This is a genomic window from Streptomyces griseus subsp. griseus (assembly GCF_003610995.1).
Classification (GTDB): Bacteria; Actinomycetota; Actinomycetes; order Streptomycetales; family Streptomycetaceae; genus Streptomyces.
The window spans coordinates 4,785,110-4,810,266 of the sequence record NZ_CP032543.1; the positions used below are offsets into that span (position 1 = coordinate 4,785,110).

A 25,157-nucleotide genomic window follows, 5' to 3' on the forward strand; every position below is an offset into this window, starting at 1 on the left:
AGGAGCGGGGGCCGGTCCTCTGTCTCCGTCCGTACGCCTCAGATCCCGGCGGCCGCCGCCAGGTCCCGCTTGATCACGGCGAGCAGCTCCGCGCCCCGGGCCCGTGCGGCGGGCAGCCCGGCGGCGTCCGCGACCGGGACCACGACCTCCAGGTAGCACTTCAGCTTCGGCTCGGTGCCGCTCGGGCGGACGATCACCCGGGCGCCCTCCAGCTGGTAGCGGAGCCCGTCGGTGGGCGGCAGCGAGGCCGTGCCCCGCGACAGGTCCTCGGCCGAGATGACGGCGAGGCCGGCCAGCGCGGTCGGCGGCTGCTCGCGGAGCCGGGCCATGGCGTCAGCGATGACCGTCAGGTCCTCCACCCGCACCGACAGCTGGTCGGTGGCGTGCAGCCCGTGGGCGAGCGCCAGGTCGTCCAGCAGGTCCAGCAGCGTACGGCCCTGCTCCTTGAGTACGGAGGCCAGCTCGGCGACGAGCAGGGCGGCGGTGATGCCGTCCTTGTCGCGTACGCCCTCGGGGTCGACGCAGTAGCCGAGCGCCTCCTCGTAGCCGTACCGCAGGCCGTCCACCCGGGCGATCCACTTGAAGCCGGTCAGGGTCTCCGCGTAACCGATCCCCGCCTTCTCGGCGATCCGGCCGAGCAGCGACGACGACACGATCGACTCGGCGAACACGCCGCTGACGCCCCGCTCCACCAGGTGCGCGGCGAGCAGCGCGCCCACCTCGTCGCCGCGCAGCATCCGCCAGCCGCCCTCGGTGGCGGTGTCGGGCACGGCGACGGCGCAGCGGTCCGCGTCCGGGTCGTTGGCGATGATCAGGTCCGGCGCCGCCCGGCGCGCGGTGGCGAAGGCGAGATCCATCGCACCGGGCTCCTCCGGGTTGGGGAAGGCCACGGTGGGGAACGCGGGGTCGGGGTCCGCCTGTTCGGCCACCAGCACCGGGGCCGGGAAACCGGCCCGCTGGAAGGCGGCGGTCAGCACGGAGGTGCCGACGCCGTGCATGGCGGTGTAGACGGTGCGGGCGGTGCGGGGGCTGCCCGGGGCCAGGACCGCGTCCGTACGGGCGAGGTAGGCGGCCAGGACCTCCTCGCCGAGGGTCTCCCAGCCGTCCTCGGGACGTACGACGTCCGCCAGCGGGCCGACCGCGGCGATGGCGGCCGCGATCTCGCCGTCGGCCGGGGGCACGATCTGCGAGCCGTCGCCGAGGTAGACCTTGTAGCCGTTGTCGCGGGGCGGGTTGTGGCTGGCGGTGACCTCGACGCCGGCGACGGCGCCCAGGTGCCTTATGGCGTACGCGAGTACGGGGGTGGGGAGCGGGCGGGGGAGGACGGCGGCGCGGAGGCCGGCGCCGGTCATCACGGCGGCGGTGTCGCGCGCGAAGTCCTCCGACTTGTAGCGGGCGTCGTAGCCGATGACGACGAGGCCGCCGGCCTGGCCCTGGGCCTTCAGATACGCGGCGAGGCCCGCCGCCGCCCGGATCACCACGGACCGGTTCATCCGCATGGGGCCCGCCCCAGCTCGCCGCGCAGTCCGGCGGTGCCGAACTGGAGCGTGCCCGCGAAGCGGGCGGCGAGCTCCTGGGTGTCGCCCGCCCCGATGAGGGCGCCCAGCTCGTCGCGCGTCTCGGGGTCGGGGTCCTCGGCCAGCCAGGTCCTGGCCTGCGCGATGAGGTCGTGCTGCACGGGGTCCGCCTTTCGGGGTGTGCGGAGGGGGCGTACGGGGGTGGGTGCGGGGCCGGGCGTCGGTGCGGGGCCGGCCGTCTCCGGGGGTGGGCGCTGCGCGGGCTGTTCCCCTCCCCGCCCCTCCCGGAACCGGGGCTCGGCCCCGGACCCCGGCCCTCGAACGCCGGACGGGCTGGAAGGGAAGCCGGAGCGGGCCGGGAGGGGGCCTGGCCCCCAAGGGCCGGACGGACCGGGAGACGGTCCCGGTCCTCGGGCGCGGGGATCGCTGTCGGTGGGCACGCGGGCCCGCGCGGGCTAGATGCGCTCCAGCACCCGGGCCAGCAGGGCGCCCATCCGCGTGGCCGAGTCGCGGCCCGCCTGGAGGACTTCCTCGTGGTTCAGGGGCTCGCCGGAGAGGCCAGCCGCCAGGTTGGTGACCAGGGAGAGGCCCAGCACCTCGGCGCCGGCCTCGCGGGCCGCGATGGCCTCCAGGACCGTGGACATGCCGACCAGGTCGCCGCCCATGACCCGGACCATGTTGATCTCGGCCGGGGTCTCGTAGTGCGGGCCGGGGAACTGGACGTACACGCCCTCTTCGAGGGTGCCGTCGATCTCCTTGCACAGCGCGCGCAGACGCGGCGAGTACAGATCGGTCAGGTCGACGAAGTTGGCGCCCACGATCGGCGAGGTCGCCGTCAGGTTGATGTGGTCGCTGATCAGCACCGGCTGCCCGGGGCGCATGCCCTCGCGCAGCCCGCCGCAGCCGTTGGTCAGGACGACGGTCCCGCAGCCCGCGGCCACCGCCGTACGGACTCCGTGGGCGACGGCGGCGACGCCGCGGCCCTCGTAGTAGTGCGTGCGGCCGAGGAAGACCAGCGCGCGCTTGTCGCCGATCTTGTACGAGCGGACCGTGCCGCCGTGGCCCTCGACCGCGGGCGCTGGGAAGCCGGGGAGCGCGGTGACGGGGAACTCGGCCTCCGGGGCGCCGAGTGCTTCGCCCGCGGGTGCCCAGCCGGAGCCCATGACCAGGGCGACGTCATGGGTCTCGGCGCCGGTCAGCTCGCGCAGGCGGGCGGCGGCCCCGGCAGCGGCTGCGTACGGGTCGCCCTGGATGTTGTCCGGAATAACTGATGCGTTCACGCGGAAGAGCGTAACCGCTGAATGCCTACGCGCGTAGATGTACCGCTGCAAAGACTCGCCGGATGGCTTTGTGGCTTCGCACGAGGAGCGCCGGCCGCACCCCGCTCAGCAGGGGCGCTTGCGCAGGCCCATCACATAGTCGTGGGGGGCGCCGGCGGACTCGGCCGCGTCCGCGATCTCGCCGAGGTAGCGCGCCGAGGGCAGGCCGCCCTCGTATCCGTTCAGCACGTACATCCAGGCCGGCTCCTCGCCGTCCAGGGTGTGCACACGGACCCGCATCCGCCGGTAGATGTCGAGGCCGACGCCCTCCCAGCGGTCCATGGAGTCCTCGTCCATCGGGGCCAGGTCGTACAGCGCGACGAAGACCTGGGAGCGCGGCGCCTCCACCACGGTGGCCAGCGCCCCCTCCCAGCCCATCTGCTCCCCGCCGAAGGTCAGCCGCCAGCCGTTGAGCCAGCCGGTGCTGCGCATCGGGGAATGCGGGGCGCGGCGGGTCATGAGCCGCGCGTCGAGGTTGCCGGCGTACGCGGCGTAGAGCGACATGGGTCCGAGGGTACGGGAGGGGGGCGCGGGAGTGCCGGTTCCTGTGACGAAGGCCCCGGTCGGGGGAGTGCCGGGCGAGGGTTCGAAGGGCTGTGCGGACGGCTGTTCCCGTACGTCCGGGCCCCGCCTCCCCCCGCGGACCCCTTGCGTCCGGTGCCTTGCCTCCGCCTGCGGATCCCGTGCGCCCGGGACCTCGTCCTCCTCTTCGGCCGGGCCCGCCTCCCGCACCGCCGGGGGCCCCGTCTCCCGTATGGAGGGCCCCGGGGCGAAGCCGGTTGGCGCGTGCGGGACAATGGAGTACGTACTGCATTCCCCCGGGGCGATCCCCCGGACCCCCGGCCGGGGCGGCAGACGGCCGCGGGATGACACCCACGCGAGGCGGACTTTTCGTGACCCGGATCGTGATCATCGGCGGCGGCCCCGGCGGCTACGAGGCGGCTCTGGTGGGCGCCCAGCTCGGCGCGGAGGTGACCGTCGTCGACTGCGACGGCCTCGGCGGAGCCTCGGTACTCACCGACTGTGTGCCATCGAAGACCCTGATCGCGACGGCCGAGGTGATGACGACCTTCGACTCCTCGTACGAGGAGCTGGGGATCATCGTCGCCGACGACACGCCGCACATAGAGCAGGCGGCGAGGGTGGTCGGCGTCGACCTGGGCAAGGTCAACCGCCGCGTGAAGCGCCTGGCGCTCGCCCAGTCCCACGACATCACCGCATCCGTCACCCGGGCCGGCGCCCGCGTGATGCGCGGCCGGGGCCGGCTGGACGGGCTCCAGGCGGCCGACGGCTCCCGCCAGGTCGTCGTCACCGCCGCGGACGGCACCGAGGAGCGGCTCAGCGCCGACGCGGTGCTGATCGCGACCGGCGGCCACCCGCGCGAGATCCCGGACGCGCAGCCGGACGGCGAGCGCATCCTGAACTGGACCCAGGTCTACGACCTCGACGAGCTGCCCGAGGAGCTCATCGTGGTCGGTTCCGGTGTGACCGGTGCCGAGTTCGCCGGGGCCTACCAGGCGCTCGGCTCCCGCGTCACCCTCGTCTCCTCCCGCGACCGGGTGCTGCCGGGCGAGGACCCGGACGCGGCCGCCGTGCTGGAGGACGTGTTCCGGCGGCGCGGCATGAACGTCATGGCCCGCTCCCGCGCCCAGTCCGCCAAGCGGGTCGGCGACCGGGTCGAGGTGACGCTGGCCGACGGCCGGGTCATCACCGGCTCGCACTGCCTGATGGCGGTCGGCGCGATCCCCAACACCGCGGGGATGGGCCTGGAGGAGGCCGGCGTACGGCTGAAGGAGTCCGGCCACATCCTGACCGACCGGGTCTCGCGCACCAGCGCCCCCGGCGTCTACGCGGCCGGTGACGTCACCGGGATCTTCGCACTGGCCTCGGTCGCCGCGATGCAGGGCCGGATCGCGATGTACCACTTCCTCGGCGACGCGGTGGCCCCGCTGAACCTCAAGACGGTCTCCGCCAACGTCTTCACCGACCCGGAGATCGCCACCGTCGGCTACAGCCAGGCCGACGTGGACGCGGGCAAGATCGACGCCCGGGTGGTGAAGCTGCCGCTGCTGCGCAATCCGCGCGCCAAGATGCAGGGCATCCGCGACGGCTTCGTCAAGATCTTCTGCCGTCCCGGTACGGGGATCGTGGTCGGCGGCTGCGTCGTCGCGCCGCGCGCCAGCGAACTGATCCACCCGATCTCGCTCGCGGTCGACAACAACCTGACCGTGGAACAGATCGCAAAGGCGTTCACCGTGTACCCGTCCCTGTCCGGATCGATCGCGGAAGTGGCGCGACAGCTGCACACCCGCAAGCTCACGGACGAGGGCTGACGAAGGGTGACGACCTGGTGGTTGCCGGGGAACCTCGACATTCCCCGGCAACCCCCGTCACTCCGGGCGGGGGTGGTGACCGCTCGGCGATCACACCCGGACAACATCGAAAGCCCCTATACCACTTGGGGCCCCGTCGGATGTACAACTTCCGTTATTCGGCGCAAACTGCTGAAAACTCACCGGCGGCCAGGTTACTGTCAGTTCCGTGTTCGCTGCAGAACGTCGTCAGTTGATCCTCGAAATGGTGCGTGCCAACGGGGCGGTATCGCTCCGTGAGCTCGCCCGCGTCGTCCAGACCTCCGAAGTGACCGTACGGCGGGACGTGCGGGCACTGGAGGCAGAAGGACTCCTCGACCGCCGGCACGGCGGTGCGGTCTTGCCGGGCGGTTTTACGCGGGAGTCCGGCTTTCCGCAGAAATCCCATCTCTCCACCGCGGAGAAGACGGCCATCGCCGACCTGGCGGCCTCGCTGGTCGGTGAGGGCGAGGCCATCGTGGTCGGCGCCGGTACGACCACGCAGGAGCTGGCCCGCCGGCTCGCGCGGGTCCCCGGCCTGACCGTGGTCACCAACTCGCTGCTGGTCGCCCAGGCGTTGGCCCATGCCAACCGGGTGGAGGTCGTCATGACCGGCGGCACCCTGCGCGGCAGCAACTACGCGCTGGTGGGCAGCGGGGCCGAGCAGTCCCTCCAGGGGCTGCGGGTCTCCCGGGCCTTCCTCTCCGGGAGCGGCCTCACGGCGGAGCGTGGCCTGTCCACCTCCAACATGCTCTCGGCCAGCGTGGACCGGGCCCTCGTGCAGGCCGCCGCGGAGGTGGTCGTGCTGGCGGACCACACGAAGCTGGGCGCCGACACGATGTTCCAGACGGTGCCCACGGAGCTGATCACCCGCCTGGTGACGGACGAGCCTCCGCTCCACGACGAGCGCGCGGCCGCCGAGCTCCAGGCCCTGGCGGACCAGGGCGTGGAGGTCACGGTGGCGGGCCCGGACGCCGACACGTCCGAGGGCCCGTCCGGCGACCGCCGACCCCGCCGCGACATGCCGCTGCCGGGCCAGCGGCGGACGACGGGCCGGACCGGGGGGCTGGGCCCGCAACTGCGCAGCGCGGCGCCGCTGTCCGACCAGCCGCCGTCGACGGGCGAGCGTGCCCGGGTGGCGGACCTGCGCCGACGATAGGCCCGCCCCGGGCCCCTGCCCCCGAACCCCCGCTCCTCGAACGCCGGAGGGGCCGGATTTCGCCGGCCCTCGACACCGGCGACGCGGGCGTCATCATGGAGCGGGGTGGGGCGGGGCTCGCGGCAGTCAACTCACGCGGCCCCGCCCCCTACTTCAGCCCTCGCAGCGTCAGCCGCAGCAACCGCTCCGCCAGCGCCGGATCGTCCGGCGACTGCTCCGCCGCCAGCGCGATCGCGTTCGTCAGTTGCAGCAGATCGTCGATCGAGACGTCCGCCCGCACCGACCCGCTCTCCTGCGCCCGCCGCAGCAGCCCCGCCCCCGCCTCCCGCAACGGCAGATGGCACTGGGCCAGCGCCGAACTCTCGTCCCGTGAGGCCGACATGAGCGCGCGGGCCAGGCCGCGGTACTCACCCGCATGAGTGATGATCGCGCCCAGCCAGTCCACCAGCGCCTGGCACGGGGCCTCCGCGCCCGCCAGCTCCCGGGAGCGGTCCAGGAGGGAGCACAGGGCGTCCTGGAAGACGGCGTTCATCAGGGCGTGGCGGTGGGGGAAGTGGCGGTACAGGGTGCCGATGCCCACGCCCGCCTGCCGCGCGATGTCCTCCAGCGAGGCATCCGTGCCGTGCTCGGCGAAGGCCGTACGGGCCACGCCGACGAGGCGTTCGTGGTTCCGGCGGGCGTCCGCGCGCATCGGCCGCTCCGGCGGCCGCGAAGTGCCCGTCTCCATGGAGATCGGCCCTGCCATGGCTCCCGCCCTCCCTCGGTCCTGTAGGGGCCTGTCGGGATCCAGGATGCCACTCCACGCGAAGGGGCCCGGCCGCGTCATGACGACGCCGGCCGGGCCCCTCCGTACCAATGCGTACGGACCGTGAGCCGTCAGTCCTTGATCTCGCAGATCAGGGCGCCGGAGGAGACGGAACCGCCGACCTCCGCCGTGAGCCCCTTGACCGTGCCGGAGCGGTGCGCGTTCAGCGGCTGCTCCATCTTCATGGCCTCCAGGACGACGACGAGGTCGCCCTCCTTGACCTCCTGCCCCTCCTCGACCGCGACCTTGACGATCGTGCCCTGCATCGGGGAGGCGAGGGAGTCGCCGGAGGCGGCGGAACCGGCCTTCTTCGCCGCGCGGCGCTTGGGCTTGGCGCCGGCCGCGAGGCCCGTACGGGCCAGGCTCATGCCGAGCGACGAAGGCAGCGAGACCTCCAGACGCTTGCCGCCGACCTCGACGACGACGGTCTCGCGACCGGCCTCGTCCTCGGCGTCCGCCTCCGCCGGGGCGGCGAACGGCTTGATCTCGTTGACGAACTCCGTCTCGATCCACCGGGTGTGGACGGTGAACGGGTCCGCGGTGAAGGCCGGGTCGGCGACGACGGCGCGGTGGAAGGGGATGGCGGTGGCCATGCCCTCGACCTGGAACTCCGCCAGCGCACGCGCGGCGCGCTGGAGGGCCTGCTCGCGGGTGGCGCCGGTGATGATCAGCTTGGCCAGGAGGGAGTCCCAGGCCGGGCCGATCACGGAGCCGGACTCGACGCCCGCGTCCAGGCGGACACCGGGGCCGGTCGGCGGCGCGAACGTCGTCACGGTGCCGGGGGCGGGGAGGAAGCCGCGGCCCGGGTCCTCGCCGTTGATCCGGAACTCGAAGGAGTGCCCGCGCACGGCCGGGTCGCCGTAGCCGAGCTCCTCGCCGTCGGCGATGCGGAACATCTCGCGTACGAGGTCGATGCCGGTGACCTCTTCGGTGACGGGGTGCTCCACCTGGAGGCGGGTGTTGACCTCCAGGAAGGAGATCGTGCCGTCGACCCCGACGAGGAACTCGACCGTGCCGGCGCCGACGTAACCGGCTTCCTTCAGGATCGCCTTGGACGCCGCGTACAGCTCGTCGTTCTGCGCCTGGGTCAGGAAGGGGGCCGGGGCCTCTTCAACCAGCTTCTGGTGGCGGCGCTGGAGCGAGCAGTCACGGGTCGAGACGACGACCACGTTGCCGTGCTGGTCGGCCAGGCACTGGGTCTCCACGTGGCGGGGCTTGTCGAGGTAGCGCTCCACGAAGCACTCGCCCCGCCCGAACGCGGCCACGGCCTCGCGGACGGCGGAGTCGTACAGCTCCGGGATCTCCTCCAGCGTGCGGGCGACCTTCAGCCCGCGCCCGCCACCACCGAAGGCGGCCTTGATCGCGATGGGGAGGCCGTTCTGCTCGGCGAACGCGACGACCTCGGCGGAGCCCTCCACCGGGTCCGGCGTACCGGCCACCAGCGGCGCACCGGCGCGCTGCGCGATGTGCCGGGCCGCGACCTTGTCACCCAGGTCCCGGATGGCCTGCGGCGGCGGGCCGATCCACGTCAGCCCGGCGTCCAGGACGGCCTGGGCGAACTCGGCGTTCTCCGACAGGAACCCGTAGCCGGGGTGGATGGCGTCCGCGCCGGAGTCCGCGGCGGCCTGGAGCACCTTGGCCATGTCCAGGTAGCTGGCGGCCGGGGTGTCACCGCCCAGAGCGAACGCCTCGTCGGCGGCCCGGACGTGCAACGCGTCCCGGTCCGGATCGGCGTAGACCGCCACGCTCGCGATCCCCGCGTCCCGGCATGCCCGAGCGACGCGGACAGCGATTTCGCCACGGTTGGCGATGAGCACCTTGCGCACGATGACTCCCTCCTTGAAACAAGCTGAGTTTAGGGACTACCGACACGGCGCTACGACCCGTCCCCAATGGTGAGCTTGCCCACACGGAGTGTGATCCGAGGCTTGCCCCAGTAGTGAAATCCCTTGTGGCACCACGGTACGCCGGGTTCTACAACCGCACAGTAACCATCGGGTGTGGTGCAGGTCTCTGTCTTTAGGGTCAACGCCTCACGGCGTTTCTTTGTGGAGTCCCTACGAACGGCCGAGGGATTCTTTGCGTGGCGTGCGGGGCGGTCGAACCCCTTGTCCGAAGGAATACCGGTGAGTAAGGTCCGCGGCACGCACGTACTGCAGGTAACAGGCCGCGGACGACGGGGCGGATGACAGGGGAGGCGCCGTGCTGCGCAGATCGGTGGCGCTCGTGACCGCGCTCGTGCTGTTCGGGGAGGCCGTGGGCATCTTCGCCGTCAACGCCGTCCTCGCCACGGTCGCCGAGAACCAGAACATGTCGCTGGCCGGGATGGACCCGAAGGCCATGACCACCGGGACCTGGGTGCTGGGCGGGGTCTCCGCCCTGCTCCTGATCGGGTGCGGGCTGATCGCGCTGCTCGCCGGGGTCCGGGACCGCTCGCCGGGGCGGTTCGGGCGGATCGCGCTGATCGGCTGCGCGGTGGTGCACGGCGTGCTCGGCGCGGTGACCGTGGGGCTGGTGGGCTGGGCCGCGTTCGCCTTCATGATGGTGGTGCTGGCCCTGCTGGTGTTCACCCTGATCGCGTACGGGCCCGAGGGCCGCGGCGAGGACCGGGTGGGCGACGAGGCGGCCCCGGCGGCGGTCTGAGCCGGGGCCCGGAAGGTCGGCTCAGACCCACAACTCCGTGACCGAGAGGTCCAGTTCGCCCAGCAGGCGGCGCAGCAGCGGCAGCGAGAGGCCGATCACATTGCCGTGGTCGCCCTCGATGGAGTCGACGAACGGTGCCGAGCGGCCGTCCAGCGTGAAGGCCCCGGCGACGTGCAGCGGCTCGCCCGACGCGACGTACGCGGCGACCTCGGCGTCGCTCGGCTCGCCGAACCGTACGACCGTGGACGCCGTCGCCGATGCGTGGCGCCCCGAGGCGGTGTCGATCACGCTGTGGCCGGTCTGGAGGATGCCGGACCGGCCGCGCATCGCCTTCCAGCGGGCGGTGGCCTCCTCGGCGTCGGCCGGCTTGCCGAGCGCCTCGCCGTCCAGTTCGAGGACCGAGTCGCAGCCGATGACCAGGGCACCGGCGGCCTCGGGGCGCTCCGCGACCGCCGCCGCCTTGGCCCGGGCCAGCACCAGGGCCAGTTCACCGGGGGTCGGGGCGCTCAGGGCGTCCTCGTCCACCCCGCTGACGATCACCTCGGGGGCGAAACCCGCCTGGCGGAGCAGGCCGAGGCGGGCGGGGGAGGCGGAGGCGAGCACGAGGCGGCGCTGATCAGTCATACCGGCCATCGTAGAAGGAGCCCGCGCCCGCGAGAGACCCTGTGACGGCTCAGCGGGTGCCGAGCACGAACATCGCGAGCACCATCGCCAGCGCGAGCACGAAACCCACGCGGCGCATCATGTCCTGGGCGTCGCGCAGTTCCTTCGGCGGCTTGTTCTCGGGGTCGGACCACAGCATGCTTCCGATCCTGCCCGCGCCGGGCGCCGACGCGCCTGAGTACGGGTACTCAAGAGGCAGCGGCGCCCTGGACCGGTTCAGGCCGGCCAGTACGTCCGGGCCCAGGCCCTCGGGCCCGGCCGCGGGCGGTCCGTACGGGCGATGCGGCCCGGGTCGGACCACTGCTCGGGCGGGACGGGCGCGCCGGACGACACGGCGGCGCTCGCCGCGGCGCGGGCCTGGACCACCGCCAGGGCGGCGGCCAGCTCCTCGGGGGTCGGGTTGCCCCGTACGACCCTGATCATGGGCGGGCTCCTTTCTCCGGGGACGGGCTAGAGCGGGATGTTGCCGTGCTTCTTCGGAGGCAGTGATTCCCGCTTCGTACGCAGCTGACGCAGCCCCCTCACGATGTGGGCCCGGGTCTCGGACGGCAGGATCACCGCGTCGACGTAGCCGCGCTCGGCCGCCACGTACGGGTTGAGCAGCGCGTCCTCGTAGTCCGTCATCAGCTCGGCGCGGGTGGCGTCCGGGTCCTCGGCGGCGGCGATGGTGCGGCGGTGCAGGATGTTCACCGCGCCCTGGGCGCCCATGACGGCGATCTGGGCGGTCGGCCAGGCCACGTTCAGATCGGCGCCCAGGTGCTTGGAGCCCATCACGTCGTACGCGCCGCCGAACGCCTTGCGGGTGATGACGGTGATCAGCGGGACCGTCGCCTCCGCGTACGCGTAGATCAGCTTGGCGCCGCGCCGGATGATGCCGCCGTACTCCTGGTCCACGCCCGGCAGGAAGCCCGGTACGTCCACGAAGGTGATGACCGGCACGTTGAACGCGTCGCAGGTCCGGACGAAGCGCGCCGCCTTCTCGCTCGCGTCGATGTCCAGGCAACCGGCGAACTGCATCGGCTGGTTGGCGACGATCCCGACCGGGTGCCCCTCCACCCGCCCGAAACCGGTGATGATGTTCGGCGCGAAGAGGGCCTGGGTCTCCAGGAACTCCGCGTCGTCCAGGACGTGTTCGATCGCGGTGTGCATGTCGTACGGCTGATTCGCCGAGTCCGGGATCAGCGTGTCCAGCTCCCGGTCCTCGTCGGTGACCGCGAGGTCCGCCTCCTCCGGGAAGGCCGGGGCCTCGGAGAGGTTGTTCGAAGGGAGGTAGGACAGCAGCGACTTGACGTACTCGATGGCGTCCTTCTCGTCGCCCGCCATGTGGTGCGCCACCCCGGAGGTGGTGTTGTGCGTACGGGCTCCGCCCAGCTCCTCGAAGCCGACGTCCTCACCGGTGACCGTCTTGATGACGTCGGGCCCGGTGATGAACATGTGCGAGGTCTGGTCGACCATCACCGTGAAGTCGGTGATCGCGGGGGAGTAGACCGCCCCGCCCGCGCACGGGCCGACGATCAGCGAGATCTGCGGGATCACCCCGGAGGCGTGCACATTGCGGCGGAAGATCTCGGCGAACAGGCCGAGCGCGGCCACGCCTTCCTGGATGCGCGCGCCGCCGCCGTCGTTGATGCCGATCACCGGACAGCCGGTCTTCAGCGCGAAGTCCATGACCTTGACGATCTTCTCGCCGTACACCTCGCCGAGCGAGCCGCCGAAGATGGTGAAGTCCTGCGAGTAGACGCAGACCGGGCGGCCGTCGACCGTGCCGTACCCGGTGACGACACCGTCGCCGTACGGGCGGTTCTTCTCGATGCCGAAGTTGGTGGAGCGGTGCCGGGCGAACTCGTCGAGTTCCACGAAGGAGCCCTCGTCGAGGAGGAGGCCGACCCGCTCACGGGCCGTCAGCTTGCCCTTGGCGTGCTGCTTCTCGACCGCGCGGGTGGAACCCGCGTGCGTCGCTTCGTCAATGCGGCGCCTCAGGTCCGCGAGCTTGCCCGCGGTGGTGTGGATGTCGCTCTGCGGCTCGGACATCGGGGGGCGGCTCCCTGCCTGATCACGGGGACGACGATCGGTAGCGGTCACGGGGGGACGACCGGTCGTCTGTCCGGCTCTGCGGCTACTGGCGCGTAACTTCTGGTTACGCAACCCTCGTACGTAACTCTCCGGCTACTGACTCGTAGGGTATCGGCGCGACTCCGGAAAGGCAGTGCGTCCTTTGCCACACCTAGGGTGGCTTGCATGACACCACCGGATGCGTCACACAACCGCTGGTCGGACCTGGACCGGCCGCCCCTGAACGTGACCGCGCTGCGCCGCGGACTGCTGCGGCCCGAGTCGCTCTGGAGCGAGCTGGAGGTCGTGGAGGCCACCGGGTCCACCAACTCCGACCTCGCGGAGCGGGCCCGCTCCGAGGGCCTGGCCGAGGGCACGGTCCTGGTCGCCGAGGAGCAGACCGCCGGGCGCGGCCGGCTGGAGCGCAGCTGGACCGCGCCGCCCCGCTCGGGGCTGTTCCTCTCGGTCTACCTGGAGCCCGGCGAGGACGTGCCGGTGGAGCGTTGGGGGTGGGTGCCGCTGCTCGCCGGAGTGGCCGCCGCGACCGGCCTCGCCAAGGCGGCGGGCGTCGACACCGCACTCAAGTGGCCCAACGACCTCCTGGTCACGGTGGAGGGGGAGGAGCGCAAGGCGGGCGGCATCCTCGGCGAGTTCGCCGGGAACGGCATCGTCGTCGGCCTCGGCATCAACGTCTCGCTCCGCGCCGACGAGCTGCCCGCCCCCACCGCCGGGTCCCTGGCCCTCGCCGGAGCCGTCTCCACCGACCGGGAGACCCTGCTGCGGGCCGTCCTGCGCTCACTGGAGCACTGGTACGGGGAGTGGAAGGGCGCGGGCGGTGACGCGGCCGCGTCCGGGCTCCAGGCGGCGTACGCGGCCGGGTGCGCGACCCTGGACCGGACCGTGCGGGCCGAGCTGCCCGGCGGGAACTCGCTGGTCGGGCAGGCCGTCGCGATCGACGGTGACGGCCGTCTGGTGCTCTCCACCGAGGACGGGCTCCAGCAGCCGGTGTCGGCCGGCGACATCGTGCACCTGCGGGGCGCGGCGGGCGGGCTGACCTGAGGAGGGCCCCGGACGGTGTGGATACCGCGTAACCGGTGGATGTCACGCGCGACGCACCCGTATCGGACGACGAACGACGTGAGCTAGGGCACACCTGCCGTATTGTTGAGGCGATCCAGCGACAGATCACTGTTGGGGCGATCAGCGACAGATCGGCAGGCAGTGCGCAGGGAACGGGCAGGAGGCGGCTGGTGACCGTCGGCGACACGACGTCCGGCGCGGGCGAGGAGCGCCCGTCGGACTCCTCGGTCCATGCCACCCCGCATCACGAGGTCGACCACACGGCCGAGCCGACCGACGACCCCCTCGCGATCCGCCTCGAAGCGCTGATCCTCGGCGCCGACCGCCGCTACACGCCCTTCCAGGCCGCCCGCACCGCCGGGGTCTCCATGGACCTGGCCTCCCGTTTCTGGCGGGCCATGGGATTCGCCGACATCGGCCAGGCCAAGGCGCTCACCGAGGCCGATGTGCTCGCCCTGCGGCGGCTGGCCGGTCTGGTGGAGGCGGGGCTGCTCAGCGAGCCGATGGCGATCCAGGTCGCCCGCTCCACCGGGCAGACCACGGCACGGCTGGCGGAGTGGCAGATCGACTCGTTCCTGGAGGGGCTCACCGAGCCGCCCGAGCCGGGGATGACGCGGACCGAGGTCACGTATCCGCTGGTGGAGCTGTTGCTGCCGGAGCTCCAGGAGTTCCTCGTCTACGTGTGGCGGCGCCAGCTGGCCGCCGCGACCGGGCGGGTCGTGCAGGCGGCCGACGACGACGAGATGGTCGACCGGCGCCTGGCCGTCGGCTTCGCGGACCTGGTCGGCTTCACCCGGCTGACCCGGCGGCTGGAGGAGGAGGAGCTCGGCGAGCTGGTCGAGTCCTTCGAGACGACCGCCGCCGACCTGGTCGCCGCGCACGGCGGACGGCTCATCAAGACCCTCGGCGACGAGGTGCTGTTCGCCGCCGACGACGCGGGCACCGCCGCCGAGATAGCGCTCCGGCTGATCGAGGCCATGTCCCAGGACGAGACGATGCCCGCCCTGCGCGTCGGGATCGCCTTCGGCACGGTCACCACGCGCATGGGCGATGTCTTCGGCACCACGGTGAACCTCGCCAGCCGGCTCACCTCGATAGCTCCGAAGGACGCCGTCCTGGTGGACGGGGCGTTCGCCAAGGAGCTGGTCCGGCACGGGGAGGCCCCGGAGTCGGAGGCCCAGGCCGCCGAGGAGGTCGCGGCCGCCGCCGAGCGGGCGCGGCTGGCCGAGAAGGAGGGCCGCGAGGCGGTCTACGAGCCGCCGCTGCCCACGTACCGCTTCGGGCTCCAGCCGATGTGGCAGCGGCCGGTGCGCGGGCTGGGTGTGGTGGAGCCGTGGCTGCTGGCGCGGCGGGGGAAGACGGGGTCCTGAGCCCCCTCTGCCGGTGGCTCGGGGAGTCCGGGGCCGGCTCGCCCTGTCGGTTCCCCGGACACCCTGTCTAGGATCCCTGTCGGCAACCTGCGTTAACCGGCGTTCACCGGCGTCCGGATACGCGCCGGTGCCGTCCACCGGCAGTCGACCGACAGGGGTGCAGTCATGACCGTCACGTCCGAGCAGCGGTTCGGGGAGTTCGTCGCCGTACGGCGGCACGCCGGCCAGGAGCACGTGGCCGAGCTGGTCCTCGACCGGCCGAAGGCCATGAACGCCGTCTCCACCGAGATGGCCCGCTCCCTCGCCGCCGCCTGCGAGGCGCTCGGCGCCGACCCGGGTGTCCGCGTCACCGTCCTCACCTCCAGCCACGAGCGGGCCTTCTGTGTGGGCGCCGACCTCAAGGAGCGGAACTCCTTCACCGATGCCGAGCTGGTACGCCAGCGGCCCACCGCCCGGGCCGCCTACACCGGTGTGCTGGAGCTGCCGATGCCGACGATCGCCGCCGTGCACGGCTTCGCCCTCGGCGGCGGCTTCGAACTGGCCCTCGCCTGCGATGTGATCGTCGCCGACGCCACCGCCGTGGTCGGACTGCCCGAGGTGTCCGTGGGCGTCATCCCGGGCGGCGGCGGTACGCAGCTGCTGCCGCGCCGGGTGGGGGCGGCCCGCGCCGCCGAGCTGGTCTTCACCGCGCGCCGGGTGGAGGCGGCCGAGGCGCGGGAGCTGGGGCTGGTGGACGAGCTGGTGGCGGCGGGGCGGGACCGGGAGGAGGCCCTCGCGGTGGGTGCCCGGATGGCCGCCAACTCGCCGGTCGGGCTGCGGGCAGCCAAGAAGGCGCTCCGGCTGGGGCACGGCCTCGACCTGCGGGCAGGCCTTGAGGTGGAGGACGCGGCCTGGCGGTCGGTGGCCTTCTCCGGGGACCGGGCGGAGGGCGTGGCCGCCTTCAACGAGAAGCGGAGCCCGCGGTGGCCGGGTGAGTGACCGCGCCCGCACGGCGTGAGTCGTCCGACGGGATGACGCCGAAAATTAGTTGCGCATCAAACTGATCAAAAGGCAAAAAAACTACATAAGCTGGACAAATGGGTGAAGACGATGCTCGGCTGCGGGCCGTGGTTTCGCTGGCGCAGACGATGGCAGCGGCCTACACGCCGCGCGAGTCGTGGCGGGCGGCCGCGCTGGGGGCCTGCGAGGCGCTGGGCGGCAGCTTCGCCGCACTCTCGGTGTGGGAGCGGGGCCGGGGCAGGCTGCGGGTCCTGGTCAACGCGGGGCAGCGGGCCGAAGGGGAGGAGGAGTTCCCCGAGGAGGAGGCCTACCCGGTCCACGAGTTCCCGGAGATCACCGAGTTCCTGCACGAGCGCTGGGCCGGTGGCGGTGAGCCCGACGCCTGGGTGGAGACCGCCGACGGGCTGCCCGGCGCGGGCGGCCCGGCGCGCGGCGCCCGCCCGTACTGCCACCAGCGGGTGGCGGCGCTGCGGCGGCGCGGCCGGGGCTGCTGCGTGGTCGCGCCGATCGTGCTGCACGGGCGGGCCTGGGGCGAGCTGTATGTGGCGCGGCAGGCCGGGAAGCCGGTGTTCGACCGGGACGACGCGAACTTCGCCACCGTGCTCGCCGCCGTTGTGGCCTCCGGGATCGCCCAGACCGAACGCCTGGAGGAGGTCCGCAAGCTGGCCTTCACCGACCCGCTGACCGGCCTCGCCAACCGGCGGGCCGTCGACATCCGCCTCGACGAGGCGGTCGAGGCGCACCGCACCGCCGGGGTCGTCGTCAGCCTCGTCGTCTGCGACCTCAACGGCCTCAAGGCGGTGAACGACACCCACGGCCACGCGGTCGGCGACCGCCTGCTGGAACGTTTCGGCTCGGTGCTCTCCCTCTGCGGGGCGATGCTTCCGGACGCGCTGGCCGCCCGGCTCGGCGGCGACGAGTTCTGCCTGGTGGCGGACGGGCCCGAGGCGGACGACGTGGTGGGGGTGGCCACCGAGCTCTGCGACCGGGCGGCGGTGATCGAGCTGGGCAACGGGGTGGCCTGCGGGGTCGCGTCCACGGGCGACCCGATCGGCCCGGTGCGCTCGGCCCGCCGGCTGTTCCGGCTGGCGGACGCCGCTCAGTACCGGGCCAAGGCGGCCCGCTCGCTGCGGCCGGTGGTGGCCGGGCGGGACGGCGAGGTCATCCGGCTCGCGGACTCCCCGCCGAAGTCGGCCCACGACCGCCGCAGGCTGCGGGGCAACCGGCCTTGAGGGGGCGTCGAGCGCGGTGTGCGGTCCAGCCGCCGACCGGCCCTGGGCACGGGTCGGGCGGGTGACCGGCCCTTGGTTCGAGGGGCGTCCGTCGCCTCGCCCTCGGAGGACCGCGCCACTCCGCAGCCGACGGTGAACAGCGGCGACGGGGCGAGCGGCGGGGGTCGGCGCATGCGTGCAGCTTCCCGGTGCCGCGGTGGGCACGCGATCCGCTGAGGTACGCAGGCCCGCGCGGGGAAGGTGTAAGGGGCGCTGTGCCCCACCGCTGGTGACGCGGCACCGGCAACAGCTAGTGACACGGCAGGTTTCAATCCGTACGCTGCTGAATATGGATATGCACACTGTCGTGGTGGGGACGTCCGGAACCACCGCCGAGGACGTCGTCGCCGTGGCCCGCCACGGCGCCCGGGTGGAGCTCTCCACCGCCGCCGTGGACGCGCTGGCCGCCGCCCGCCTCATCGTGGACGCGCTCGCCGCGAAGCCCGAGCCCGTCTACGGCGTCTCCACCGGCTTCGGCGCCCTCGCCAGCCGCCACATCAGCACCGAGCTGCGCGCCCAGCTCCAGCGCAACATCGTCCGCTCGCACGCGGCGGGTATGGGACCCCGCGTGGAGCGCGAGGTCGTGCGCGCGCTGATGTTCCTCCGGCTCAAGACGGTCGCCTCCGGCCACACCGGCGTACGCCCCGAGGTCGCGCAGACCATGGCGGACGTGCTGAACGCGGGCATCACGCCTGTCGTCCACGAGTACGGCTCGCTGGGCTGCTCCGGCGACCTCGCCCCGCTCTCACACTGCGCGCTCACACTGATGGGCGAGGGCGAAGCGGAGGGCCCCGACGGCACGGTCCGCCCGGCGGGCGAGCTGCTCGCCGCGCACGGCATCACCCCGGTGGAACTGCGCGAGAAGGAGGGGCTGGCGCTCCTCAACGGCACCGACGGCATGCTCGGCATGCTGGTCATGGCCCTCGCCGACCTGCGTAACCTCTACATCTCCGCCGACATCACCGCCGCGCTCTCCCTGGAGGCGCTGCTCGGCACGGACAAGGTCCTCGCCCCCGAGCTGCACGCCATCCGCCCGCACCCCGGCCAGGGCGTCAGCGCGGACAACATGCTCCGGGTGCTGGCCGGTTCAGGGCTGACGGGCCACCATCAGGACGACGCGCCCCGGGTCCAGGACGCCTACTCCGTACGCTGCGCCCCCCAGGTCAACGGCGCCGGACGCGACACCCTCGACTACGCGGCGGTGGTCGCGGGCCGTGAACTGGCCTCCTCGGTCGACAACCCGGTGGTCCTGCCCGACGGCCGGGTGGAGTCCAACGGCAACTTCCACGGCGCGCCCGTCGCGTACGTCCTGGACTTCCTCGCGATCGTCGCCGCCGACCTCGGCTCCATCTGCGAGCGCCGCACCGACCGCCTCCTCGACAAGAACCGTTCGCACGGGCTGCCGCCGTTCCTCGCGGACGACGCCGGTGTCGACTCGGGGCTGATGATCGCCCAGTACACGCAGGCCGCCCTGGTCAGCGAGATGAAGCGGCTCGCGGTCCCCGCCTCCGCCGACTCCATCCCGTCCTCCGCGATGCAGGAGGACCACGTCTCCATGGGCTGGTCGGCCGCGCGCAAGCTCCGTACCGCCGTGGACAACCTCGCCCGGATCGTCGCCGTGGAGCTGTACGCGGCGACCCGGGCGGTGGAGCTGCGCGCCGCCGAGGGGCTCACCCCCGCCCCCGCCTCGCAGGCCGCCGTGGCCGCGCTGCGGGCCGCCGGGGCGCAGGGCCCGGGGCCGGACCGCTTCCTCGCGCCGGACCTGGCCGCCGCCGACACGTTCGTACGGGCAGGGCGTCTGGTGGCGGCGGTGGAGCCGGTCACGGGGCCGCTGGCCTGAGCCGGTTCGGTAGGCGGTACGCGGAGAGGGCTGTCGCACCCGGGGGGAGCGGCAGCCCTCTCCGTACGTACGGGGTCCTCACCGTACGTACGGGTTCCTCTTCCGTACGTACGGGATTCAGGCGGCCGGGAGCGCTCCCGAGCGGCGCACCGAGTAGGTGACGAAGCCCGCGCCGAGGCCCAGCAGCGCCGTGCCGCCGATCAGATACGGGGTGGTGTCCACGCCCGGTCCGGTCTCGGCGAGCTGCGGCCCGGCCGCCTCTGCGGCCTCCCCGGTGGTCCGCGTCGACGATATGCCCTGGCCGGGCGCGGTGCCGGACCCGGTGACCGCGCCGTTCCGCGAGGCGCTCTCGATGGTCGCGTTGGCCGACGGGACGAACCAGAGAGCGGCCAGCAGCGTTCCTGCGGCGGTGGCGGTCAGGAGTGTGCGGCGAGTGACGGACACAGTTTCGATCCCCTTGCGACAACCATGAGTTAGCCCCGTGGGCCGATGCTAAGCAAAGCGGCGGGTCGGTGGAAAGTCGCGGCCTCCCCGAGCCATACGCTCCGGAGCATGAGCACAGAAGAGACATCCAGATTTGTTCGCGTTCGCGTGGAGATGGTGCTGGAGGTCACCGACCTCGACGCCCTCACCGGCACCGCCCTCGAATCCATCGCCGCCGAGTACGGGGAGCCGGTCTCGGGCATCACCGAGAGTGACACCGCCGAGGAGCGGATGCATGCCGAGGCCACCGTGCGGGCAGACGGAGCAGAGGCCCTCGCTTCGCTGATCGATCCGTTCGACCTGGTCAGCGAGGTGCCCGGGGTGGAGCTCGCGCAGGCTTCCTGGAGCAGCGAGAGCGTCGACTACGACCCCGACGCGGAGGGCTGGGACGGTGACGAGGACGACGAGGACGGACCGTTCCTGGCCGTGCCCGGGGACGACGAGGAGGGGTACGGCGACGCGGTCGCGCACAATGGGAGGAACGACGGCGAGGACGGTGACCTCGCGCAGCGGGTCTGACGTGTGAGAACACCGGCCCCGGCCTCGCTCCACCGCGGACCGGGGCCGTGCTGTGCGGCGGTTTCGTATCGGCGCTCGGCAGCGGGAACCACCGCTGCCGCGGGCGCGTCGATGAGTGGTGTTCCCCACATCCCTGACGGATGTGGAACGGAGCACCCGCTCCGGGTGTTCTTGGAACATTGACGGGGAATCGCCGCATGGCAGCCCTGTTCGGGGATTTTGGGGAATCGGCAACGATGGAGAAGCGTGTGATGACGGACAGCAAGCGGCGCAGGGGCCTCGCGGCCGTGTCCGCACTGCTCGGCGGCGTGCTGGTGCTTTCGGCCTGTACCGACGACGGCGGAAAGAAGGCGGGCGCCGGCAGCTCGGAGTCGTCGCAGGCGCAGGAGGTCGACAAGGCCGCGGCCGAGGACGCCTCCGAGGCACAGATAGCGATCGAGCCCGAGAACGGTGCCACCAACGCGAGCATCAACAACGCCGCCCAGGTCTCCGTCAAGAAGGGCAAGCTGACCGAGGTCGTCATGACCTCGGCGGACGGCAAGGCGGTCGAGGGCACGCTGGCGGCCGACGGCTCCAGCTGGAAGCCCGCGGGCCAGCTCGAACGCTCCACCACGTACAAGATCGACGCCACGGCCGAGGACGCGAAGGGCCGCAAGGCCCACGAGAACAGCTCCTTCACCACCGTCTCGCCCGACAACAGCTTCATCGGGAACTTCACCCCCGAGGACGGCTCCACCGTCGGCGTCGGGATGCCCGTCTCGATCAACTTCAACAAGCCGATCACGGACAAGAAGGCCGTCCAGGACGGCATCACCGTGACCTCCAGCAGCGGCCAGGAGGTCGTCGGCCACTGGTTCAACGCCCAGCGCCTGGACCTGCGCCCCGAGAGCTACTGGCAGGGCGGCTCCACCGTCACCCTGAAGCTCGCGCTGGACGGTGTCGAGGGCGCGGACGGCGTCTTCGGCGTGCAGCAGAAGACCGTGACGTTCAAGGTCGGCCGCAACCAGGTCTCCACCGTCGACGCGAAGACCAAGATGATGACGGTCACCCGCGACGGCAAGACGGTCAAGACGATCCCGATCTCCGCGGGCGCCCCCGAGAACCCCACGTACAACGGTCAGATGGTGATCTCCGAGAAGCACAAGGAGACCCGGATGAACGGTGCCACCGTCGGCTTCACCGATGACGACGGCAAGGGCGAGTACGACATCAAGGACGTGCCGCACGCCATGCGCCTGTCCACCTCGGGCACCTTCATCCACGGCAACTACTGGGGCAAGGGCATCTTCGGCACCGCCAACACCAGCCACGGCTGCGTGGGCCTCGCCGATGTGAAGGGCGCGAACGACGACAACCAGCCCGCCGCCTGGTTCTACAACAACTCGCTCATCGGCGACGTGGTGATCGTCAAGAACTCCCCGGACAAGACCATCACCCCGGACAACGGCCTCAACGGCTGGAACATGGACTGGGCCCAGTGGACGGCCGGCTCCGCCGCCTGACCCCTGCGCCTGATCCCCGCTTCACCCCCGTCCCCGCGCGAAGGCGGCGGCCCCCGGAACGCTCCGGGGGCCGCCGCCTTCGGCGTGTGCGGGGACGGGGACCGTCAGTGCTGCCCCCGGTGCCGGTGTGCTCACCCGGGCCCAGCTCCTCCGCCATGGGTGCCCCTGCTGCTCGGCCGGTCGCCGTACGCGCCGCGGCCGCCGTCATGACCTCCGGGGTAATCGACGCCCTCCGCCCCGCCCGGCAGCATCGGAGGCGTACCGAAGGACCACGCCACGCCCCACCCCGGAGGAGCGGACCATGACCGCGTACGCCATCGCCCACCTGCGCCCCGCCGACGGCCCCGTCCACGACGAGGTGCTGGACTACCTGGAGCGCATCCAGGCCACCATGGAGCCCTACGGCGGCCGGTTCCTGGTGCACGGGGCCGAGGTGGAGGTGGTGGAGGGGGAGTGGCCGGGGGCGCTGGTGCTCGTGGCCTTCCCCGGGGTCGAGGAGATCCGTGCCTGGTACGCGTCCCCGGCCTACCAGGAGATCCTGCCGCTGCGCACCCGGCACTTCGACGGTGATGTGGTGATCGTCCCGGGTGCCGGCCCGGAGTACGACGCGTCGGCCACGGCCGCGGCGATGCGGGCGGCCCGGGACCGCACGGACCAGGGTCAGCCCGTGCCGCACGCCTCCACCGCGTCCCGGTAGTACCGCAGGTCGCTGCGGTGGACCTGGCGTACCCCCGCCAGGTCCGTGTCGGGCGGGGTGCGGGGGCCGCCGCCCAGGCGTTCGCGGGGTGGTGGCTCCGCGGCGGCTCCCCGGCGGAGGTGGTGCCAGGGCTGGAGCGGGAGCCAGAACAGGCCGTACAGCCAGCGCAGGACCAGGCGGCGGAACTCCGGCCGGCCCGCGTCGGGCAGCCGGATCACCCGTACGCCCATGATCAGCTTTCCGGCGCTCGCCCGTACCGCCATCGTGAGCAGCACCTGGTTGGCAAAGGACAGCACGGCCAGGTGGCCGACGAGCAGCGCCGCCGTCCGGCCCGCGCCCCAGTGCGCCTGGCCCAGGCACGAGTGCACCAGCAGGCCGACGACCAGCAGGCAGAGGTAGCAGTCCAGCCCGACCGCCAGATAGCGGCGCGTCTCCCCGGTGCCCTTGGGGATGCGGGGCTGCCGCCCGGGCGCTCCGTGCGGTGCCGGCCGCTGCCGCGCGGGAAGGGCGGCGGTCCGGCCGGTTCCGTACAACAACCTTGGCTGATAAGGCGATTGCGCTCTTCGACGCCCCCGTCGCTTCGTCATGGGGAGCATCATGACCGATCGTCAGGCAGGGTGTCGTGGTTCCTGACGGGTAACCATCCTGCCCTTACCGGCCTTCACCGATCCCTTACCGTGACGGGAACGGATGAGCGAACGCGTGCGGGGCGGCGATGGGGTTCGGCGGCACCGTCCGGAGGCCGTGGGCGAGGGGCCGCAGGTGCCCTCGGTGGCCAGCATGTGGATGGGCGTCGAAGATCATCGGGTGGCGCGGGACAATCGGGACGTACGACGGTGGCGCCCTCCGGGACGAGGGCGCCGACGCGCACGAGCCGACCACGGAAGGTCTTGATCAGATGCCGGTCATCCCCGACCCCGCCCCCACGCCCGGATCCGCCCACCGGATCATCGAGCCGCTCTACGCCGAGATCCTGCGGCGCAACCAGGGTGAGAAGGAGTTCCACCAGGCGGTCCGTGAGGTCCTGGAGACGCTCGGCCCCGTGCTGACGCAGCGCCCCGAGTTCGTGGACGCCCGCATCATCGAGCGGATATGCGAGCCGGAGCGTCAGCTGATCTTCCGGGTGCCGTGGGCCGACGACTCCGGTGACATCCACGTCAACCGGGGCTTCCGGGTCGAGTTCTCCAGCTCGCTGGGCCCGTACAAGGGCGGCCTGCGCTTCCACCCTTCCGTCAACCTCGGCATCGTGAAGTTCCTCGGCTTCGAGCAGATCTTCAAGAACGCCCTCACCGGCATGCCCATCGGCGGCGGCAAGGGCGGCGCGGACTTCGACCCCAAGGGCCGCTCCGACGCCGAGATCATGCGGTTCTGCCAGTCCTTCATGACCGAGCTCCACCGCCACCTGGGCGAGTACACCGACGTCCCCGCCGGTGACATCGGCGTCGGCGGCCGCGAGATCGGCTACCTCTTCGGCCAGTACAAGCGGATCACCAACCGTTACGAGTCCGGCGTCCTCACCGGCAAGGGGCTCGGCTGGGGCGGCGCCCAGGCCCGTACGGAGGCCACCGGCTACGGCACGGTCCTGTTCACCGCCGAGATGCTGCGCAGCCGGGGCGAGTCGCTGGAGGGCCAGACCATCGCCGTCTCCGGCTCCGGCAACGTCGCCGTCTACGCCATCGAGAAGGCCCAGCAGCTCGGTGCGACCGTCATCACCTGCTCGGACTCCGGCGGCTACGTCGTCGACGAGAAGGGCATCGACCTCGCCCTCCTGAAGGAGATCAAGGAGGCGGGCCGGGGCCGGGTCTCCGAGTACGCCGAGCGGCGCGGCGCGCACGCCCGGTTCGTGGCCGGTGCGGGGGTGTGGTCGGTCCCCGTGGACGTGGCCCTGCCCTGCGCCACCCAGAACGAGCTGCACGAGGCCGACGCGCTCGAACTCGTACGCAACGGGGTCAAGGCCGTCGCCGAGGGCGCCAACATGCCCACCACCCCGGAGGCGGTCCACGTCTTCCAGCAGGCGGGCATCGCCTTCGCCCCCGGCAAGGCGGCCAACGCGGGCGGGGTCGCCACGAGCGCCCTGGAGATGCAGCAGAACGCCTCCCGGGACTCCTGGACCTTCTCGCACACCGAGGAGCGCCTCGCCGAGATCATGCGCCACATCCACGACTCCTGCTACACGACCGCCGAGCGGTACGGCAGCCCGGGGAACTACGTGGTGGGCGCGAACATCGCGGGGTTCGAGCTGGTGGCGGACGCGATGCTGGCGCAGGGGCTGATCTGAGCACCCTTCTCCCGTAGGTCACCGGCCCGTGCGGGGCGCCCCGCACGGGCCGGTACGTCCCTCTCCTGCGGGACGGCCTCTCCTGCGTGCGCTGCCCCTCCCGCGTGGCTCCTTGTCACGGGGCTTCGCCGTCAGCAGATCCGCCCGGAGCGCAACGCCCGGGCCGTGCCTGGCGGGTGCGCGGCTCCTAGGCTGGAGCGGTGACCATCCGAGCGACGAACCAGGCCCGTGTCATCCCCCTGCGCCCGCTCCCGGCCCCGCCCGGGCCCGCTCCGTCCCGGGAGCCGCTCTGGCGCGACCTCGTCGGGGACGTACTGCGGAGGGAACGGCGGTCCCAGGAGCGGACGTTGAAGGACGTGGCCGACGCCGCGCGGATCTCGATGGCCTACCTCTCCGAGGTGGAGCGCGGCCGCAAGGAGGCCTCCTCCGAGGTGCTGGCCGCCGCCGCCCAGGCGCTCGGCCTGGGACTCGCCGACGTCCTCACGCTGGCCCAGGAGGAGCTGATCAGACTCTCCGGGGCGCGGTCCCGGAGCCTCGGCGGCGGCCACGCCGGACATCCCGGCCGCCCGGCGGGGCCGATGGGCGTGCGGCTGGCCGCCTGAGCGGGTA

23 protein-coding genes and 1 pseudogene are annotated in these 25,157 nt (G+C 72.5%); 13 read left to right on the forward strand and 11 right to left on the reverse strand.

Translation table 11 applies throughout. The annotated features are described in order from the left end of the window. Window positions 1-38: 38 nt before the first annotated feature. The 3 genes and pseudogenes from D6270_RS21710 to D6270_RS21720 all read right to left on the reverse strand — a co-directional run bounded on the left by D6270_RS21710 (window position 39) and on the right by D6270_RS21720 (window position 3,340). Window positions 39-1,678, reverse strand: a pseudogene (locus tag D6270_RS21710) (phospho-sugar mutase). Between the two features lie 294 nt (window positions 1,679-1,972). Then, window positions 1,973-2,797 (reverse strand): purine-nucleoside phosphorylase, encoded by an 825-nt coding sequence (locus D6270_RS21715; protein ID WP_109163949.1) that lies wholly within the window; start codon window positions 2,795-2,797, stop codon window positions 1,973-1,975. Between the two features lie 105 nt (window positions 2,798-2,902). Continuing rightward, the gene (locus D6270_RS21720) at window positions 2,903-3,340 is read right to left on the reverse strand and encodes a gamma-glutamylcyclotransferase family protein (RefSeq protein ID WP_015610940.1); all 438 of its coding nucleotides are present in this window, start codon (window positions 3,338-3,340) and stop codon (window positions 2,903-2,905) included. Between the two features lie 389 nt (window positions 3,341-3,729). Here D6270_RS21720 and D6270_RS21725 point away from each other — a divergent pair, with 389 nt between their 5' ends. Next, the gene (locus D6270_RS21725) at window positions 3,730-5,169 is read left to right on the forward strand and encodes an NAD(P)H-quinone dehydrogenase (protein WP_109163948.1); all 1,440 of its coding nucleotides are present in this window, start codon (window positions 3,730-3,732) and stop codon (window positions 5,167-5,169) included. Between the two features lie 208 nt (window positions 5,170-5,377). Then, window positions 5,378-6,346, forward strand: a complete 969-nt coding sequence (locus tag D6270_RS21730; protein WP_109163947.1) for a DeoR/GlpR family DNA-binding transcription regulator — start codon at window positions 5,378-5,380, stop codon at window positions 6,344-6,346. A gap of 148 nt (window positions 6,347-6,494) precedes the next feature. Here the strand turns inward: D6270_RS21730 and D6270_RS21735 are convergent, their stop codons facing one another. Then, entirely contained in the window at window positions 6,495-7,091 is a 597-nt protein-coding gene (locus D6270_RS21735; protein WP_109163946.1) for a TetR/AcrR family transcriptional regulator, read from the reverse strand. A gap of 131 nt (window positions 7,092-7,222) precedes the next feature. Beyond that, entirely contained in the window at window positions 7,223-8,977 is a 1,755-nt protein-coding gene (locus D6270_RS21740) for an acetyl/propionyl/methylcrotonyl-CoA carboxylase subunit alpha (protein ID WP_109163945.1), read from the reverse strand. 376 nt (window positions 8,978-9,353) lie between these two features. Here D6270_RS21740 and D6270_RS21745 point away from each other — a divergent pair, with 376 nt between their 5' ends. After that, complete coding sequence (locus D6270_RS21745) at window positions 9,354-9,794, forward strand: hypothetical protein (protein WP_225976923.1); 441 nt, start codon at window positions 9,354-9,356, stop codon at window positions 9,792-9,794. 21 nt (window positions 9,795-9,815) lie between these two features. On the opposite strand, the gene D6270_RS21750 is transcribed toward D6270_RS21745, so the two are convergent. From D6270_RS21750 to D6270_RS21760, 4 genes are all read right to left on the reverse strand, one after another. Further along, a complete protein-coding gene (locus D6270_RS21750; protein ID WP_109163944.1) occupies window positions 9,816-10,427 on the reverse strand; it encodes a nucleoside triphosphate pyrophosphatase in 612 nt (203 codons plus the stop codon). Between the two features lie 40 nt (window positions 10,428-10,467). Next, the gene (mmpB, locus tag D6270_RS33685) at window positions 10,468-10,596 is read right to left on the reverse strand and encodes a morphogenic membrane protein MmpB (protein WP_264081522.1); all 129 of its coding nucleotides are present in this window, start codon (window positions 10,594-10,596) and stop codon (window positions 10,468-10,470) included. 77 nt (window positions 10,597-10,673) lie between these two features. After that, window positions 10,674-10,880, reverse strand: a complete 207-nt coding sequence (locus D6270_RS21755) for an acyl-CoA carboxylase epsilon subunit (RefSeq protein ID WP_109163943.1) — start codon at window positions 10,878-10,880, stop codon at window positions 10,674-10,676. 27 nt (window positions 10,881-10,907) lie between these two features. After that, window positions 10,908-12,488: an acyl-CoA carboxylase subunit beta gene (locus D6270_RS21760; protein ID WP_109163942.1), complete on the reverse strand. Its 1,581-nt coding sequence runs from the start codon at window positions 12,486-12,488 to the stop codon at window positions 10,908-10,910. Window positions 12,489-12,695: 207 nt separating this feature from the next. Between D6270_RS21760 and D6270_RS21765 the strand changes: the two genes are divergently transcribed. The 5 genes from D6270_RS21765 (at window position 12,696) to hutH (ending at window position 19,069) form a co-directional block, all read left to right on the forward strand. Continuing rightward, entirely contained in the window at window positions 12,696-13,568 is an 873-nt protein-coding gene (locus D6270_RS21765) for a biotin--[acetyl-CoA-carboxylase] ligase (protein ID WP_109163941.1), read from the forward strand. Window positions 13,569-13,759: 191 nt separating this feature from the next. Next, on the forward strand, window positions 13,760-14,959 hold the full coding sequence (locus tag D6270_RS21770; RefSeq protein ID WP_109163940.1) for an adenylate/guanylate cyclase domain-containing protein: 1,200 nt from the start codon (window positions 13,760-13,762) through the stop codon (window positions 14,957-14,959). A 165-nt stretch (window positions 14,960-15,124) separates the two neighbouring features. Continuing rightward, window positions 15,125-15,937, forward strand: a complete 813-nt coding sequence (locus D6270_RS21775) for an enoyl-CoA hydratase/isomerase family protein (protein WP_109163939.1) — start codon at window positions 15,125-15,127, stop codon at window positions 15,935-15,937. A 98-nt stretch (window positions 15,938-16,035) separates the two neighbouring features. Further along, complete coding sequence (locus D6270_RS21780) at window positions 16,036-17,190, forward strand: GGDEF domain-containing protein (RefSeq protein WP_109163938.1); 1,155 nt, start codon at window positions 16,036-16,038, stop codon at window positions 17,188-17,190. Between the two features lie 328 nt (window positions 17,191-17,518). After that, entirely contained in the window at window positions 17,519-19,069 is a 1,551-nt protein-coding gene (gene hutH, locus D6270_RS21785) for a histidine ammonia-lyase (RefSeq protein WP_109163937.1), read from the forward strand. 117 nt (window positions 19,070-19,186) lie between these two features. Here hutH and D6270_RS21790 read toward each other — a convergent pair whose 3' ends face one another. After that, window positions 19,187-19,513: a hypothetical protein gene (locus D6270_RS21790; protein WP_109163936.1), complete on the reverse strand. Its 327-nt coding sequence runs from the start codon at window positions 19,511-19,513 to the stop codon at window positions 19,187-19,189. Between the two features lie 108 nt (window positions 19,514-19,621). Between D6270_RS21790 and D6270_RS21795 the strand changes: the two genes are divergently transcribed. The 3 genes from D6270_RS21795 (at window position 19,622) to D6270_RS21805 (ending at window position 22,270) form a co-directional block, all read left to right on the forward strand. Continuing rightward, the gene (locus tag D6270_RS21795) at window positions 19,622-20,071 is read left to right on the forward strand and encodes a hypothetical protein (RefSeq protein ID WP_382776717.1); all 450 of its coding nucleotides are present in this window, start codon (window positions 19,622-19,624) and stop codon (window positions 20,069-20,071) included. A gap of 236 nt (window positions 20,072-20,307) precedes the next feature. Continuing rightward, window positions 20,308-21,573, forward strand: a complete 1,266-nt coding sequence (locus tag D6270_RS21800) for a L,D-transpeptidase (RefSeq protein ID WP_109163935.1) — start codon at window positions 20,308-20,310, stop codon at window positions 21,571-21,573. Window positions 21,574-21,874: 301 nt separating this feature from the next. After that, the gene (locus D6270_RS21805) at window positions 21,875-22,270 is read left to right on the forward strand and encodes a DUF1330 domain-containing protein (protein ID WP_109163934.1); all 396 of its coding nucleotides are present in this window, start codon (window positions 21,875-21,877) and stop codon (window positions 22,268-22,270) included. Here D6270_RS21805 and D6270_RS21810 read toward each other — a convergent pair. Next, entirely contained in the window at window positions 22,234-22,722 is a 489-nt protein-coding gene (locus tag D6270_RS21810; protein ID WP_225977074.1) for an RDD family protein, read from the reverse strand. The two genes, D6270_RS21805 and D6270_RS21810, sit on opposite strands and share 37 nt — an antisense overlap. A gap of 446 nt (window positions 22,723-23,168) precedes the next feature. On the opposite strand from D6270_RS21810, the gene gdhA reads away from it, so the two are divergent. Both gdhA and D6270_RS21820 read left to right on the forward strand, forming a co-directional pair. Further along, window positions 23,169-24,548 (forward strand): NADP-specific glutamate dehydrogenase, encoded by a 1,380-nt coding sequence (gdhA, locus tag D6270_RS21815; RefSeq protein WP_109163933.1) that lies wholly within the window; start codon window positions 23,169-23,171, stop codon window positions 24,546-24,548. Window positions 24,549-24,748: 200 nt separating this feature from the next. Next, complete coding sequence (locus D6270_RS21820) at window positions 24,749-25,150, forward strand: helix-turn-helix domain-containing protein (protein WP_109163932.1); 402 nt, start codon at window positions 24,749-24,751, stop codon at window positions 25,148-25,150. Window positions 25,151-25,157 lie beyond the last annotated feature (7 nt).

Coding starts and splice junctions, on each gene's coding strand:
- D6270_RS21720 (WP_015610940.1), bottom strand. CDS start 3,340: ATGTCGCTCTACGCCGCGTACGCCGGCAACCTCGACGCGCGGCTCATG.
- D6270_RS21735 (WP_109163946.1), bottom strand. CDS start 7,091: ATGGCAGGGCCGATCTCCATGGAGACGGGCACTTCGCGGCCGCCGGAG.
- D6270_RS21750 (WP_109163944.1), bottom strand. CDS start 10,427: ATGGCCGGTATGACTGATCAGCGCCGCCTCGTGCTCGCCTCCGCCTCC.
- mmpB (WP_264081522.1), bottom strand. CDS start 10,596: ATGCTGTGGTCCGACCCCGAGAACAAGCCGCCGAAGGAACTGCGCGAC.
- D6270_RS21755 (WP_109163943.1), bottom strand. CDS start 10,880: ATGATCAGGGTCGTACGGGGCAACCCGACCCCCGAGGAGCTGGCCGCC.
- D6270_RS21760 (WP_109163942.1), bottom strand. CDS start 12,488: ATGTCCGAGCCGCAGAGCGACATCCACACCACCGCGGGCAAGCTCGCG.
- D6270_RS21765 (WP_109163941.1), top strand. CDS start 12,696: ATGACACCACCGGATGCGTCACACAACCGCTGGTCGGACCTGGACCGG.
- D6270_RS21775 (WP_109163939.1), top strand. CDS start 15,125: ATGACCGTCACGTCCGAGCAGCGGTTCGGGGAGTTCGTCGCCGTACGG.
- D6270_RS21780 (WP_109163938.1), top strand. CDS start 16,036: ATGGGTGAAGACGATGCTCGGCTGCGGGCCGTGGTTTCGCTGGCGCAG.
- hutH (WP_109163937.1), top strand. CDS start 17,519: ATGGATATGCACACTGTCGTGGTGGGGACGTCCGGAACCACCGCCGAG.
- D6270_RS21795 (WP_382776717.1), top strand. CDS start 19,622: ATGAGCACAGAAGAGACATCCAGATTTGTTCGCGTTCGCGTGGAGATG.
- D6270_RS21800 (WP_109163935.1), top strand. CDS start 20,308: ATGGAGAAGCGTGTGATGACGGACAGCAAGCGGCGCAGGGGCCTCGCG.
- D6270_RS21805 (WP_109163934.1), top strand. CDS start 21,875: ATGACCGCGTACGCCATCGCCCACCTGCGCCCCGCCGACGGCCCCGTC.
- gdhA (WP_109163933.1), top strand. CDS start 23,169: ATGCCGGTCATCCCCGACCCCGCCCCCACGCCCGGATCCGCCCACCGG.